This is a genomic window from Catenovulum agarivorans YM01, from assembly GCF_000281085.1.
Taxonomy (GTDB): Bacteria; Pseudomonadota; Gammaproteobacteria; order Enterobacterales; family Alteromonadaceae; genus Catenovulum; species Catenovulum agarivorans.
Map to the genome: position 1 here is coordinate 158,097 of NZ_JH767526.1, position 14,719 is coordinate 172,815.

General features: G+C 40.8%; 12 protein-coding genes and 3 tRNA genes. 13 read left to right on the plus strand and 2 right to left on the minus strand.

Annotated elements, in window-relative coordinates:
- Positions 1 to 3 precede the first annotated feature (3 nt).
- The 11 genes from tolR (at position 4) to WSC_RS0109575 (ending at position 10,818) form a co-directional block, all read left to right on the plus strand.
- Positions 4 to 429 (plus strand): protein TolR, encoded by a 426-nt coding sequence (gene tolR, locus WSC_RS0109520; RefSeq protein ID WP_016955691.1) that lies wholly within the window; start codon positions 4 to 6, stop codon positions 427 to 429.
- A complete protein-coding gene (gene tolA, locus WSC_RS0109525) occupies positions 429 to 1,307 on the plus strand; it encodes a cell envelope integrity protein TolA (protein ID WP_016955692.1) in 879 nt (292 codons plus the stop codon). The genes tolR and tolA overlap by 1 nt, the downstream gene beginning before the upstream one ends.
- Positions 1,308 to 1,325: 18 nt before the next feature.
- Positions 1,326 to 2,669, plus strand: coding sequence for a Tol-Pal system beta propeller repeat protein TolB (gene tolB / locus WSC_RS0109530; RefSeq protein ID WP_016955693.1), 1,344 nt, complete (start codon positions 1,326 to 1,328; stop codon positions 2,667 to 2,669).
- 48 nt (positions 2,670 to 2,717) lie between these two features.
- Entirely contained in the window at positions 2,718 to 3,272 is a 555-nt protein-coding gene (gene pal / locus WSC_RS0109535; RefSeq protein ID WP_016955694.1) for a peptidoglycan-associated lipoprotein Pal, read from the plus strand.
- 23 nt (positions 3,273 to 3,295) lie between these two features.
- Positions 3,296 to 4,090 carry a tol-pal system protein YbgF gene (ybgF, locus tag WSC_RS0109540; protein ID WP_016955695.1) on the plus strand — a complete coding sequence of 265 codons (795 nt, stop codon included), beginning with the start codon at positions 3,296 to 3,298 and terminating at the stop codon, positions 4,088 to 4,090.
- 189 nt (positions 4,091 to 4,279) lie between these two features.
- Positions 4,280 to 4,355: transfer RNA gene (locus WSC_RS0109545), tRNA-Lys, on the plus strand.
- A 22-nt stretch (positions 4,356 to 4,377) separates the two neighbouring features.
- Positions 4,378 to 4,453: transfer RNA gene (locus tag WSC_RS0109550), tRNA-Lys, on the plus strand.
- A 20-nt stretch (positions 4,454 to 4,473) separates the two neighbouring features.
- Positions 4,474 to 4,549 (plus strand) — tRNA-Lys (locus WSC_RS0109555).
- Between the two features lie 180 nt (positions 4,550 to 4,729).
- The gene (locus WSC_RS0109565) at positions 4,730 to 6,583 is read left to right on the plus strand and encodes a sodium:solute symporter family protein (protein WP_016955697.1); all 1,854 of its coding nucleotides are present in this window, start codon (positions 4,730 to 4,732) and stop codon (positions 6,581 to 6,583) included.
- Positions 6,584 to 6,587: 4 nt separating this feature from the next.
- Positions 6,588 to 9,029: a glycoside hydrolase family 94 protein gene (locus WSC_RS0109570; protein WP_016955698.1), complete on the plus strand. Its 2,442-nt coding sequence runs from the start codon at positions 6,588 to 6,590 to the stop codon at positions 9,027 to 9,029.
- 40 nt (positions 9,030 to 9,069) lie between these two features.
- Positions 9,070 to 10,818 carry a glycoside hydrolase family 9 protein gene (locus WSC_RS0109575; protein ID WP_016955699.1) on the plus strand — a complete coding sequence of 583 codons (1,749 nt, stop codon included), beginning with the start codon at positions 9,070 to 9,072 and terminating at the stop codon, positions 10,816 to 10,818.
- Positions 10,819 to 10,831: 13 nt separating this feature from the next.
- Here the strand turns inward: WSC_RS0109575 and WSC_RS0109580 are convergent, their stop codons facing one another.
- Together WSC_RS0109580 and WSC_RS0109585 are read right to left on the minus strand one after the other, a co-directional pair.
- Positions 10,832 to 12,241, minus strand: coding sequence for an ATP-binding protein (locus WSC_RS0109580; protein ID WP_016955700.1), 1,410 nt, complete (start codon positions 12,239 to 12,241; stop codon positions 10,832 to 10,834).
- Positions 12,234 to 12,920, minus strand: a complete 687-nt coding sequence (locus WSC_RS0109585) for a response regulator transcription factor (protein ID WP_016955701.1) — start codon at positions 12,918 to 12,920, stop codon at positions 12,234 to 12,236. Before WSC_RS0109585 ends, WSC_RS0109580 begins: the two co-directional genes overlap by 8 nt.
- A 162-nt stretch (positions 12,921 to 13,082) precedes the next feature.
- Between WSC_RS0109585 and WSC_RS0109590 the strand changes: the two genes are divergently transcribed.
- Both WSC_RS0109590 and WSC_RS0109595 read left to right on the plus strand, forming a co-directional pair.
- Positions 13,083 to 13,565, plus strand: coding sequence for a Spy/CpxP family protein refolding chaperone (locus WSC_RS0109590; protein WP_016955702.1), 483 nt, complete (start codon positions 13,083 to 13,085; stop codon positions 13,563 to 13,565).
- 226 nt (positions 13,566 to 13,791) lie between these two features.
- A complete protein-coding gene (locus WSC_RS0109595; RefSeq protein WP_016955703.1) occupies positions 13,792 to 14,715 on the plus strand; it encodes a hydrogen peroxide-inducible genes activator in 924 nt (307 codons plus the stop codon).
- Positions 14,716 to 14,719: the final 4 nt, after the last annotated feature.

Sequence of the window (14,719 nt, forward strand, 5' to 3'; positions counted from 1 at the left end):
GCTATGTATCAGCGCAAGCGCCGTCGTCCGGTTTCTGATATCAATGTAGTACCTTATATAGATGTTATGTTGGTGTTACTGATCATATTTATGGTAACAGCACCACTTATTACTGCCGGAGTTAATGTAGATTTACCTAAAGCTGAAGCCAACCCACTGGCTGAAGACAGTAAACCTCCTATCGTTGTCTCCGTTACTGCAGATTACGAATATTTTGTAACAGACGGCAGCAACAAGGATGGGCCATTAAATCCGAGTGAAATTGCCACTATAGTGGCAGCGTTTTTACAAGTTGAACCAGACAGACCTATTATGGTGGAAGGTGATCGTAAAGTGGATTACGACGCTGTGGTTAGTTTAATGGTACTACTGCAAAAGCAAGGTGTTAAATCTGTCGGCCTAATGACTGATCCGGTGGGAGACCAATAATGCAATTTCCTATCGCTTTAGTTGTTTCAGTGGTTTTACATTCAGTGATGTTAGGGGTTTTGGTTTCTAGCATGGAATTTGTTACGCCAAAACATAAACCTGAGCCAATGCAAGTGGAAGTAGTCAGCGCTGTATCTGTTGATAAAACTGCGTTAGCCGAACAAGTTAAAAAAATGCAGCAGCAAAAGCTTGCCAAAGAACGAGCGGAAGAACAACGTGTTGCTGATTTAGAGCGTAGAGCACGTGAAGCAGAACAAAAACGTCGCAATAACGAAAAAGACATTCAGCAATTAGAGCGTCAGCAGAAAAAAGCTGAAGCTGAAACTAAAGCGGCAAAAGAGCGACAAATTAAAGAAGCGGAGCGAGCCAAACAACTTAAACAAGAAGTGGAGAAACAAGAGCAAGCTAAACGCCGCGCAGAAGAGCAAGCTAAAAAAGCTGAAGCTGAAGCAAAACGTAAAGCCGAAGAGTTGAAAAAAGCTGAAGCTGAACGTAAACGCAAAGAACAAGAAGCTCTAGAAAAAGCTGAACAACAAAGAATGTTAGAGCAGCAAATGAAAGCGGAAATGGAAGCGCGTAATGCACAACGTCAGCATTATGTGATGGGCGAGCGCGATAAATTTGTCGCATTGATTCGCTCGGCAATTCAAAGTAATTTGTTTACCGATCCTTCATTGGCGGGAACAAGCTGTAAATTGAATATTAAATTAGCAAGTAATGGATTTGTCACCAATGTGAAAATTTTATCTGGGCATCCACAAACTTGCCAAGAAGCTGAACGAGCTGTGTATAAAACCAGTCAGTTACCAGTATCAGATGATCCAGAAGTTACAGCTCAATTAAGAGATATCAATTTAACCGTTGCACCAGAGAAATAAAATTTAGAGCGCTAAATAATGAAAAAAGTTTTAACCCTAGTTTTTGGATTGTTGTTTGTTACCCCAAGTTTTGCAGCGATTGAAATTTTAATCACAGAAGGCTTAGATGGGGCTAAACCTATAGCTGTAGTGCCATTTTCATATGATGGTATTCAAACACTACCGGTAAGCCTAGCGGATGTGATTTCGGCAGACCTTGCACGCAGTGGTAAATTCAACCCAAAAGCTGTGATGGAAATGCCGCAGCAACCAATTACCGACAAAGACGTCGATTTTGCCGCTTGGGCGGAAAAGGGTATAGATACCATTATTCTAGGGCAAATACGTGATACTCGCCCTGGAGTGTTTTCTGTGACCTATCAAATAATTGATATTATACGTGGTCAAATCACAGGTGGTGGTGCGCAAATGTTAAGTGATGGTCAGTTAGTCACATCGAATGATCATATCATGTTAGCTAGCCGGCCAATTCAATTTGAACCTGCTGATTTTCGTCGCGTAGCACATGCGATTAGCGACAATGTATTTGAAAAGCTAACTGGCATAAAAGGTGCATTTCAAACTAAGATAGCATACGTTTTAGTGACAGAGCAGCCACAAAGACCCTATCAACTTGTGGTTGCAGATTATGACGGTTACAACGAACAAGAAGTGATTCGCAGTAACGAACCTTTGATGTCGCCAACTTGGTCGCCAGATGCAACTAAATTGGCTTATGTGACCTTTGAAAATCGCCAAGCACAAATTTTTATTCATGACCTATATTCAGGCAGCCGCGAGATGATTGCATCATATCCGGGCATTAATGGTGCACCCAAATGGTCGCCAGATGGTTCTAAATTGGCTATGGTGCTGAGTAAAGATGGCAATCCTGAAATTTATGTGATGGATCTATTAACACGCAAGTTAACACGTGTTACAAATAACAGAGCAATTGACACTGAACCATCATGGTATCCTGATGGCCAGTCATTAGTGGTAACCTCCGAAATTGGTGGTCGTCCGCAGTTGTATCAAATTGATTTACGCACAGGTAAGAAAAAACGTTTAACTTTTACCGGTGAAATGAACTTAGGTGGTTCAATTACTCCAGATGGAAAAAGCCTAATTACCGTAAACAGAACTCGAGGAAACTATCATATTGCGCGCCAGGATTTGCGCACAGGAGCTATACAGGTATTAACCAAAACATATTTGGACGAATCGCCTAGTGTATCTCCGAACGGAAATATGATAATTTATAGCACATTACATGGCCAGAATCAGGTACTTGCGCTGGTATCTGTTGATGGGCGCTTTAAAGCGCGTTTACCATCAGGTATCGGGCAGGTTAAGTCACCGGCTTGGTCTCCCTACATGTAATGGGGAACTTTTAACTTTTTGAAATTAACTAATAATAAGGAAAAGCACATGCAGCCTACCCAATTATTGAAGTACTTAGTTGTTGCTCTACCTATGTTAACTGCAGCTTGTAGCACAACAACTGGTGAAGATGACACTGCAACTTCTACTAACGCTAGAGAAACTGCGACAACAGGTGCAGTTGCTGGAAACGATGGTGATACTGTTGAAGTAATGACACTTGAGAAAAAACGTCAAATGCAAGTTGAAGAAGAAGAGCGTAAACAAGCAACTTTACGCCAAACTAACATGTTATTCTTCGATTTTGATGATTCACAAATTCAAGGTAAATACTTTGAAATTTTGGAAGCTCACGCTGCTTATTTACGTGCAAATCCTACAGCTAAAGTAGTAGTTGAAGGTCACTGTGACGAGCGCGGTACACCAGAATACAACATTGCTTTAGGTGAGCGTCGTGCTAAAAGTGTTGCAAAATACCTACAAAATTTAGGTGTAATGTCTTCACAAATCTCGACAGTAAGTTACGGTGAAGAGAAGTCATTAGACAAATCACGCACTGAAGCTGCTTTCGCTAAAAATCGTCGAGCAGTGTTAGTTTACTAATTTAAACAAAAAGTACTGATAATATGGCTAAACTAAGTAAATTAGTGGCTATAAGCATGGGAGTGGCGTCATTGACGTGCGCTCCTTTTGTTTATGCAGAGGATAGAAATTTATCACTAGGTGAACGCCTAGACATGATAGAAAGAGCGAATGATGCACGTGGGCGCTCACAGGTTGAATTAGCTCAACAAGTGGATTATTTACAGTCTGAAATCAGTGAATTGCGTGGCATTTCCGAAGAACATAACTACAAGTTGTCGCAAATATTAGAGCGCCAACGAGAGTTATATCAAGAACTGGACAAGCTTGCACAATTAACCCAACAAATGAATGCGCTTAAGGTACAAGCTCCTAACAGCGGTTCTAACCAATTACCGTTAATCACTGACAATAAAGTAATTAATCCGGTTCAGGCGGCAGCTACGGCTTCGTACACTGAAAATTTAGATGAGAACCAAGCTTACGATAAAGCGGTCAATTTAGTTTTAAAAGACAAGTTGTACGACAAAGCGATCCCTGAGTTTAAATCTTTTATTCAAAAATTTCCGGATTCAATTTATCAACCGAATGCACATTATTGGTTAGGTCAACTTTTGTTTACCAAAGGTGAGTTAGCTGATGCAGCAAAAAGTTTTGAAACTGTGGTTGAGCAATATCCAAACTCAAATAAAAGAGCGGATGCTTTGTTTAAGTTGGCTATGGTCGCACAAAAGTTAGGTGACAAAACCAAAGCCAAACAAAAATTTGAACAGGTGATTAGCCAATATCCTGATTCAACCTCTGCTAAATTAGCGGCGGGTCGTTTAAACGACTTCTAATTTAAATACTAATTTTTGGCTGGATTGCGCAAAAAATAGCAGGCTTTGTATAGATATTCAGCAAACAATGCTTGTGAACAAAAAAATCAAAAAAAAAATGAAATATTTGTTGCGTTCGGTCTCTATATCAGTATTATACGCCCCGCGTTGGCAAGCGGGGTTCTGGTAACTAAGCTTGTAAATGAAAGTGGGTCATTAGCTCAGCTGGTAGAGCAGTGGACTTTTAATCCATTGGTCGCAAGTTCGAATCTTGCATGACCCACCACTTTTATTTTTATCGCTTGAATGGGTCATTAGCTCAGCTGGTAGAGCAGTGGACTTTTAATCCATTGGTCGCAAGTTCGAATCTTGCATGACCCACCATTCTTTAGCGATTCCTTGACGGGTCATTAGCTCAGCTGGTAGAGCAGTGGACTTTTAATCCATTGGTCGCAAGTTCGAATCTTGCATGACCCACCATTTTCTCCGTCATTTGTTATACATCATCTTTTATTAAATCTCTTTTAATCATAACTTTGTTTTTGATTTGTAATCTTGTTGTGCGATTTTTGTGTGTTTTTTTTGTAAATGCTATTGAAAACGTTTTCTTTGTTGGTTATTTTATTGCTACAAACAGAATAACAATAGACAGGCTCAAACATGACAATGTCGTCATTAGACATATTTATAATTTTGGCGTACTTAGCAACGACCATCATCATAGGTATCTTACTTAAGCGCAAAGCCAGTAAAGATATGAAAAGTTATTACATGGGTGGCAACAAGTTACCTTGGTACATGCTTGGATTGTCCAATGCATCAGGCATGTTTGATATATCTGGCACTATGTGGTTGGTTACCCTGTGTTTTGTTTATGGCATGAAGAGTGTCTGGATCCCTTGGTTGTGGCCAGTATTTAACCAAGTATTTTTAATGATCTTTTTATCCGCTTGGGTGCGCCGTTCCGGGGTGCTAACTGGCGCTGAATGGATACGCACGCGTTTTGGCGACGATACGGGTGGCAAACTGTCGCACATGGTGGTGGTATTATTCGCGGTCATTAGTGTATTAGGTTTCTTAGCATATGGCTTTATTGGCATAGGTAAGTTTGTCGAAATATTTGTGCCTTGGTCTGCCGTTGCGCCTTATTTGCCTTTTGATATAGCACCGGAATATGTGCCGCATTTTTATGGAATTATCTTCACCAGTATCGCAACTTTTTATGTGATGCTCGGCGGTATGATGAGTATTGTTTGGGCTGACGTTGTTCAGTTTTTAATTATTACCATAGCGTCACTGGCCATTGGTTTTATAGCCATGAGCCAAGTTTCACCTGAAGCTCTGCAGGCAGCGACACCAGAAGGTTGGGATAATCCATTTTTTGGTTGGAATTTAGATCTTGATTGGTCGGGGTTAGTTAACGAAGTGAACGACAAAATTCAAGCCGACGGTTACAGCTTATTTGGTTTGTTTGTGATGATGTTATTGTTCAAAGGCATCTTAATTAGTGCGGCAGGTCCTGCGCCAAACTATGACATGCAAAAAATTCTCGCAACTAAGTCGCCAAAAGAAGCCTCTTTAATGAGTGGTTTTGTGTCAGTTGCGTTAATGCCAATTCGTTATTTTATGATCGCTGGTTTCACAGTTTTGGCCATAGTTTATTATCAAGATTTAAACTTGTTAGTTGGAGGTCAACTCGATTTTGAAGGCATTCTACCCAGTGCAATTTTACAATTTGCGCCAACTGGTATTTTAGGTTTATTACTGGCTGGCTTATTGGCGGCCTTTATGTCGACATTTGCCTCAACTGTAAATGCAGCACCTGCTTATTTGGTTAACGATATTTATAAACGCTATATCAATCCGCAAGCGTCAAATAAAAAGCTTATCCATGCAAGTTATTTAGTGTCTATTTTGGTTGTGGTAATCAGCACATTTATTGGTTTCGCCGTAACCAGTATCAATAGTGTACTGCAATGGATAGTTTCAGGGCTGTGGGGCGGCTATGTGGTGTCAAACGTGCTCAAGTGGTACTGGTGGCGCTTAAATGGTTTTGGTTACTTCTGGGGCATGCTCAGTGGTATTTTAGGTGCTATGTCATTCCCGGTCATTTTTGACGGCGTTTTCCCTGATATAGCCAGTGATATTTTACCTTTGTATTTATTCCCGCTCTTGTTGGTGGTATCGGCTGTTGGTGCTATTGCTGGCAGTTTGTTAACCAAAGCGGAAGATCCGGAAATTCTAAAGTCTTTTTACAGCAAGGTGCGCCCTTGGGGATTTTGGGGGCCAATTAAACAAGCTGTATTGGCAGAGCAGCCTGACTTCTCGGTAAATAAAAATTTCAAACGCGATATGTTTAACGTCGCAGTCGGTATTGTATTGCAAACCAGCTTAGTTGCCTTGCCAATCTACATCATTATGAAAAATTGGCTCGCAGTTGCTATTACCTTGAGTTTGTTGGTTTGTTCAGCAATCACATTAAAAATTAATTGGTATAACAAATTAGAAGATTAATCTTATGACACAAAACACAGAAACTTCATTCGGCTATTTTGACGATGAAAACAAAGAGTTTGTAATTACCTCACCACATACTCCATTGCCTTGGATTAATTACCTCGGCAATGATGGCTTTTATGGACTGATTTCCAATACAGCGGGTGGTTATTGTTTTTATAAAGATGCTAAGTTCAGACGTTTAACCCGTTATCGCTATAACAATGTGCCAATGGATAGTGGTGGCCGTTATTTTTATATCAATGATAATGGTGTGGTGTGGAATCCGGCTGGTCGTCCGTGTAACACTGAGCTTGATTTTTACCAGTGCCGCCACGGTTTGGGGTACAGCCGTTTTATAGGCCGTAAAAATCAGCTAGAAGCAGAGTTAACTGTGACTATCCCGCTGGAGATGAACGCGGAAGTTTATAAGCTAAAACTTACCAACAACAGCGAACAGACTAAGCAGATTGGCTTGTTCTCCTTCATTGAATGGTGTTTGTGGAATGCGCAAACCGATGGGGAAAACTTTCAGCGCAACTTATCAACTGGTGAAGTAGAAGTGGATGGCAATTTTATCTTCCACAAAACTGAATATCGCGAACGCCGCAACCACTATGCATTTTTTGCATGCAACAAAGACATTGATGGATTCGATACAGATCGCGAAACTTTTGTTGGTATGTACAACGGCTTTAACAATCCACAAGTTGTCAGTGCCAATAAAGCGGCAAACAGTGTTGCACATGGTTGGTCGCCAATTGCATCGCATTATTTCAATTTGCAGTTAGCAGCAGGGCAAAGTGAAGAAATCGTCTTTATGTTGGGTTATTGTGAGTTGAGCCAAGAAAATAAATGGCAAGCGCTTAATCAAATTAATCAAACACCAGCACGAGAATTGTTTGCTCATGTGGATACGGCTAAAAAATTCGATCATCAATGTAAACGATTACGGTCTTATTGGCAGGACTGTTTAGACGTTTGTCAGGTGAATACGCCGGATGACAGATTTAACCGTTCAATTAATATCTGGAACCAATATCAAAACATGGTGACATTTAATATGTCGCGCAGTGCCTCGTATTATGAATCAGGCATAGGCCGTGGTATGGGTTTTAGAGATTCTCATCAAGACACCATAGGTTTCACCCATATAGCACCTGCTGCTGTACGTCAGCGATTATTAGATTTGTCGGCAACACAAAAACAAGATGGTTCGGCTTATCATCAATACCAGCCGTTAACGAAAAAAGGCAATGCCGATATAGGTGGTAATTTTAATGATGATCCTATGTGGATGATTTTAGGCACAGCTAACTATATTAAAGAAACCGGCGATTGGTCTATTTTAGATGAAAAAGTCCCGTTTGATGATAATAGTAAAGCTGTCAGCCATTTTGAGCATTTGCGCGCTGCGTTTAATCACACTGCCAACAAATTAGGTCCACATGGTTTGCCGTTAATTGGCCGCGCTGATTGGAATGATTGTTTAAATTTAAACTGTTATTCGAACGATCCAAATGAATCTTTCCAAACAACCGAACACAGAAAAGATTCAGTTGCTGAATCTTTGATGATTGCAGGCCAATTTGTATTATACGGCCAAGAATATGTGCGTTTATGTCAGCATATCGGCATGTTTGAAGAAGCAAACGCGGCTAAAACACATATTGAGAAAATGATAGCTGCAGTTGAGCAACATGGTTGGGATGGCCAGTGGTTTTTACGTGCATATGATGCGGATGGCAAAGCAATAGGCAGTCATAAAAATGCCGAAGGTAAAATATTTATTGAGTCGCAAGGCTTTTGTGTAATGGCTGGTATTGGCCTTGAAAACGGCAAAGCACAAAGTGCACTAGATGCGGTAGAAGAGCATTTAGCTTGTGACTTTGGCATAGTTTTACAGCAACCCGCTTTTAGTCGCTATGATATAGCTTTGGGCGAAATATCTTCGTATCCACCTGGCTATAAAGAAAACGCCGGTATTTTCTGTCACAACAACCCGTGGATCTGCATAGGTGAAGCTATGTTAGGCCGGGCTGATAAAGCTTTGTCGTATTATCAGCGCATTAACCCAATCTATTTGCAAGATTTGCAGCAAACGCATAAAACTGAACCTTATGTTTATTCACAAATGGTTGCTGGTAAAGATGCAGCTATTCCGGGTGAAGCAAAAAATTCTTGGTTAACCGGCACAGCAGCTTGGAGTTATTATGCGGCAGTGCAGTATATTTTGGGTATTCGACCAGACTACACAGGTTTGAGCATAACGCCATGTATTCCAAAAAGCTGGCCTAGTTTTACTGTGCAACGTAAATTTAGAGGCGCACACTACCAGATTAGTGTGCATAATAACTCAAGCGATAAACAAGGTTTGTATATTGATGGTCAGGCAATTGTGGGGAATACAATTGACTCAGCAAAATATACAGAAAGTCATCAGGTTGAGTTTTATATTGGCTAAACAGTTTCTGGTTAACAACACACTAGATAGGAAAATAACAATGACAAACAACCTAGGCAAAAGTGCGCTAATCAGTTTAACTGCACTTTTGCTCGGTGCTTGCCAAAACACTGAGCAATCGAACAATAATACAGACGATGTTAAACAAACAACAGCTGCACAAGTTCAAGCTGTACTCTACAACCAACTCGGTTATGCAACTGACGCTGATAAGTTGATCTATTTGCAAGCTGATGCTGTTTTGTCTGTGGATATAGTGGATAAAAACAGCCAGCAAATTGTCGCAACTAAACAAACTTCAGAATCTAAGTTTTGGCCGTTTTCTGAGCAAAACTTTGTTGAATTGGACCTAACGGATATTCAGCAAGCAGGTGACTATCAAGTTGTATATGCGGATACTGTATTGGCCGATATTAAAGTTGCCAAGGCTTTGTATAAAAATGCTACTAAAGTCATTGCCGAAGGTTTTTATTACAACCGTGCGAGCCATGCAAGTGAAGCCGAGTATGCAGGCAAATATGCAAGAGCGGCAGGGCATATGGATGATGCTGTGATAATTCACAAATCAGCCGCTTCAGCACAGCGCCCTGAAGGCACAATTGTCTCTTCGCCTAAAGGTTGGTATGACGCGGGTGATTACAACAAATACACAGTGAATAGTGCCATTAGTATGTACAGCATTTTACGTGCTTACATGCGCAAACCAGAGTTTTTCAACCAGTTAAAGCTGAATATTCCAGAGCAAGCTAATCAAACCGCAGATATTTTAGATGAGTTGTTTTGGCAGTTAGATTGGTTCTTAACCATGCAAGACCCAAATGATGGTGGTGCTTATCACAAAGTGACTACACTCAACTTTAGCGGTGTGATTATGCCAGAAGCTGGCACTCAGCCAAGATATATGATAGCTAAGTCAATTGGTGCCACTTTAGATTTTGCTGCGACAGCGGCTTATTTTGCCCGTCAGCTTAAAGATATAGATGCGACCCGGGCAAAGCTATGTGCTGATGCAGCAAAACAAGCGTATCTATGGGCACAAAATAATCCAAACACAGCTTATGTCCAGCCTGATGATGTTAAAACCGGTGCTTATGTTATTGGCAGTGATGACTATCAAGATGAATGGTTTTGGGCTGCGGCTGAAATGGCGATCAGCTTTAATCAAGCGAGTTATTGGCAAGAGCTTGCTAAATTTAAGCAAATTGACATGTCGGTGCCAAACTGGGCTGATGTCAAAGGTTTAGGTTGGATCTCGTTAGCTGAGCAATCACTAAACCAAGAGTGGCAGACATTGGCGCAAACTAAGTTGCAACAAACTGCAGAGCATATGCTAACCATTGCGAATAAATCTGCGATTAAAATCAGTTTGGGCGCGTATCAAGGTGATTTTGTTTGGGGAAGTAATGGTGTAATGGCTAATCACATTATGCTTTTAGATGCAGCAAAACCTTATGTGGCTAGTCAAGCTAAAGTCAGTCGTCTAATGACAACGAATTTAGATTATTTATTTGGCACTAATCCAACCGGATATAGTTATGTCTCTGGTTTGGGAATTAAAACGCCTATGCATCTACATCACAGAATATCTGAAGCAGATGATGTAGTTGAGTCGGTACCTGGTTTAGTCGCCGGTGGGCCACATTCAGGCCAACAAGACAAGTGTGACTATCCGTCAAAACTACCAGCTTTGTCGTATGTGGACGCTTGGTGTAGTTATGCAACTAATGAAACAGCAATCAATTGGAATGCGCCTTTGTTGTATGCAGTTGCAATGGCTGCAGCTAACTAGGACTGCGAATAGCTTATTCGCAGTCACCTTGTTTGGCCGGTAAACAAATTTCTACAGTTAAACCAACACCAATGGCATTGTTGCTGGCATGTATATCACCACCATGGCGTGAAATGGCTTTTTTCGCTATGCTCAAACCTAAACCTGTGCCGCCGGTTAGGCGGTCTCGGTCTCTTTCAACTCGATAAAATGGGTTAAAGATTTTGTCTATATCTTCATCTGGCACACCTGGGCCACTATCCGTTACTTGTATGGTAAATTGTTGATTATCACTCAGTGCGGCCATTAATTTAATTTGGCTATCAACCGGTGAATACTTAATAGCATTACGCACGATGTTTTCAATTGCTGTGCTTAACAACATAGCATCGCCGTCGACACATAAGCCGTCATTTATGCATAAATCAAATTGAATGTTTTTTTCATCACATTCAAGTTGAGCGGAAGCGCTAATATCTCGCAAGAGTGCGCTGATGTTCACTGGCGAAAATTCTAATTGCACATCGTCATTTTCAAGTTTGGCTAGGCGTAAAACATTACCTATCATTTGGTCGAGTTTATTCAGCTCGAGCTCCATACGCGCAATTTGTGTTTGGCTATTTTGTGGATTTTTCGCAACTAATGCTAAAGATAAACCTAAGCGGGTGAGTGGCGTGCGCAGCTCGTGGGACACATCGGCGAGCAACCTTTGGTGCAAAGCTAAATTGCTCTCAATTTTATCTGCCATATGGTTAAAGTCTTGGGCTAATTGTGCCACTTCATCACCACGCGCTATCACTTTATTCGGTACTCGATAACTGAGTTTGCCTTCGGCTAAGTTACGCGCAGATTGGTTAAGCGCTTTTATTGGTATGGCAATGCCACGGGCGATTAACCAACAGGGCAGAATGGTTAACAAACCTGCAATTAAAAATTTCAACCATTCGGGTGAATGCCACAAAGCTCGGTAAAAATCAGCTCTCGGACTGGTTTTATACACCATCATTAATTTGTATTCTTTGCCGTCAAGCGATAACGAATCAGGACCAATTAATACGTGGTCTTTAACTCTCACTTGCAAAGGTTCAGCTTCGTAGGCAAGTTGTTTTAACTCGGCGTTTGGGCAATCTAATGGTGAATCATTTTTAATTAACTCGCCTGTTTCAGTGTCACGTAAAACTAACCAACGCTGTGGGCGAGAGTGTTTTTGTAACCGATAGATTTTTTTCTCTAATTGCTGCATATCCTTGGCGCGTTGCAACTCTTTTTTAGTGTGTTTGAGCTGATGTTTATTAAAATCATCTATAGGTCGCACATTGTTATATTGATTAAACTGCTGGTTGATAAAAATAGTGGCGGCGATAACCACTAATACGGTTCCCCAGAAACCAATAAAAATACGGCCAAACAGCGAACGAAATGGGTTGAACTTAGAATTAATCATGCGCCACCAAACGGTAACCTGCACCACGAACGGTTTTAATTTCTATACTTTCTTCTTCTTTAAGTTTTTTGCGCAAATTACTAATATGCATGTCTATGCTGCGGTCAAACTGCATTAAACGGCGGCCGAGAATTTGTTCGCTCAAGGTTTCTTTGCTAATCAGTTGACCAAGGTTTTGCACCAAATAATCTAAAAATTGGTATTCAGTGCCTGTGAGTTCTACTTCTTGGTTATTGATATAGACGCTGTGGGTATTGTGATCTATGTGTAATTTACCTATTTGTACCGGATGTTGCTGAGTTAAGCTTTTGGCATAGTCAAAGCGGCGTAATATGGCTTTAATGCGTGCGAGCAATTCTCTGTGGTTAAATGGTTTAGGTAAATAATCGTCCGCGCCTAACTCTAAACCGAGAATACGGTCGTAGTCATCACCGCGTGCGGTTAACATTAATACTGGGGTTTTATCTTTTTGGCGCAAGGCTTTGAGGGTTTCAAAACCATCCATTTTAGGCATCATCACATCTAATAAAATCAGATCATAAGAAGCTTGCTGCAGCATCTTTATGCCTTCTTGACCGTTTGCTGCACTAGCACAGTTGAATTGCTCTGCACTTAAATATTCACTAAGTAGCTCAACTAGTTCAACGTCGTCGTCAATTATCAGAATGTTTGCTTGCATCTTAACTCTTACTATTTTGTTGTGACAGTTTAATTGTACTGGCTGTGTTTGGCGACTCCAAACTCTTTACCTAAACTTTACATTGCCTTTGCGTTTCTTTGCGTTCAGTTGGCTAGGCTAAAATCGTCAAAAACATCAACAACCCAAAGAGGAATGTCGACAATGAAACTAACTAATTCAATTAAAACCAGTATTGCAACAGCGTTAACTTTAGCTGTTATGGCTTCACCTGTTATGGCGGGTGAGCGTGGTCATGATGGTGAAGGTAAACCAGCTCATTGCATGAAACACAAAAAACACAAACACTCAGGCCAAGATTTTCCATCAGTTAAACATATGAAACGCAAACTTGATTTAACCGATGAGCAAGCCGACAAAATTGAAGCTATTTTAGCTGCTGCCAAAGCTGAACGCAAAGAGCAGAGTGGTAGTTTACACAGTATGAAAAAAGAGTTAACCCAACTAACTCATAGTGAAGACTATGATGAAAGTGCGGTTAAAGCTTTGTTTGCCCAATACCAAGCTGATATGCAAGATAAGATGTTAGCCAAGAGCAAAGTTCACCATGAAATTTGGTTGGTGTTAACACCAGAGCAAAGAGAAAAGTTGTCTGAGCGTATGAATAAAAGACACGATAGATCTTAATTTAGTTTTTACTTGCCACTATCTCTCATAATTTGACAGCAGGGCTGATATAAGCCCTGCTGCCATTCCTCCGCATCCACACCATCGCTGGACGAATACCAAACAAACTGGTGGAAATTTGTTCGTGTAAGTTCAGAGGCGTTAAGCCAAGTTGATTCTTTGTTGTCACAAGCACTGGTTATGCACTAAAGTATGACTAATCAGGCGTAAACAAATTAATACAAGAATGGCTAATAAACTTCCAAGCATTAGAAATTTACAATATTTAATCAAACTATATGAGCTAAAAAACTTTAACCGAGCGGCCGAAGCCTGTTTCGTCAGTCAATCGACTTTAAGTGCCGGCATCCAAAACTTAGAAGACCAGCTAGGTGGACAATTAATTGAGCGTGATCACAAATCATTTGTTTTTACTGAAATGGGTGAGGCTATGGTGGAGATGGCCAAACAAATTGTTCAGCAGGCGAGTGAATTAGCTGAAATTGCCAGTGAAGCACAAAACCCTATGGCCGGCAGAGTTAAAATGGGTTGTATTCCAACCATAGCGCCATTTCTATTTAAAGATTTTTATCTAAAGGTTAAACAAGCTTTTCCCAACTTACAGTTGCAGCTAAAAGAAGATACGACAGAGAACTTGTTAAAGAGTTTAGATTCAGGTGAATTAGACTGTTTAATTTTAGCTTTGCCGGTAGATACCGGTGCATTTCACAGCAAAGTTGTTGGTGAAGACAAATTTTGGATGGCCGCACATAAAGATTATCCAGTTGGGCAGGAAGCGAATATTGATTATCAAACTTTACCTGATCAAAGCATCTTTTTACTGCAAAAAGAACATTGTTTAACCGAGCACGCAGTGTCGGCTTGCCGCTTGGTTGATAGCCGCAAAATTAATCCGTTTTCAGCCAGTAGTTTGCATACCTTGATTACTATGGTTGAGTGCCAAGCAGGTGCGACTTTTGTTCCTCAAATGGCTGTAAGTGCGGGTTTGTTAGAAGCGAGTGATTTAAAGCTAGTAAAACCAGCGCAAGAGGCCGCAAGCCGCCAAATTGGTTTGGTCTGGCGTCAAACTACACGTAGAGCTGTAATATTTAATAAGCTAGCTGTGGTCTTAAAAGACTTGTTGGCAGATATTCAAGCAGATGTGGAATAGCGGG

Coding starts and splice junctions, on each gene's coding strand:
- WSC_RS0109595 (WP_016955703.1), top strand. CDS start 13,792: ATGGCTAATAAACTTCCAAGCATTAGAAATTTACAATATTTAATCAAA.
- WSC_RS0109570 (WP_016955698.1), top strand. CDS start 6,588: ATGACACAAAACACAGAAACTTCATTCGGCTATTTTGACGATGAAAAC.
- tolR (WP_016955691.1), top strand. CDS start 4: ATGTATCAGCGCAAGCGCCGTCGTCCGGTTTCTGATATCAATGTAGTA.
- pal (WP_016955694.1), top strand. CDS start 2,718: ATGCAGCCTACCCAATTATTGAAGTACTTAGTTGTTGCTCTACCTATG.
- WSC_RS0109575 (WP_016955699.1), top strand. CDS start 9,070: ATGACAAACAACCTAGGCAAAAGTGCGCTAATCAGTTTAACTGCACTT.
- WSC_RS0109580 (WP_016955700.1), bottom strand. CDS start 12,241: ATGATTAATTCTAAGTTCAACCCATTTCGTTCGCTGTTTGGCCGTATT.
- tolB (WP_016955693.1), top strand. CDS start 1,326: ATGAAAAAAGTTTTAACCCTAGTTTTTGGATTGTTGTTTGTTACCCCA.
- ybgF (WP_016955695.1), top strand. CDS start 3,296: ATGGCTAAACTAAGTAAATTAGTGGCTATAAGCATGGGAGTGGCGTCA.
- tolA (WP_016955692.1), top strand. CDS start 429: ATGCAATTTCCTATCGCTTTAGTTGTTTCAGTGGTTTTACATTCAGTG.
- WSC_RS0109590 (WP_016955702.1), top strand. CDS start 13,083: ATGAAACTAACTAATTCAATTAAAACCAGTATTGCAACAGCGTTAACT.
- WSC_RS0109565 (WP_016955697.1), top strand. CDS start 4,730: ATGACAATGTCGTCATTAGACATATTTATAATTTTGGCGTACTTAGCA.
- WSC_RS0109585 (WP_016955701.1), bottom strand. CDS start 12,920: ATGCAAGCAAACATTCTGATAATTGACGACGACGTTGAACTAGTTGAG.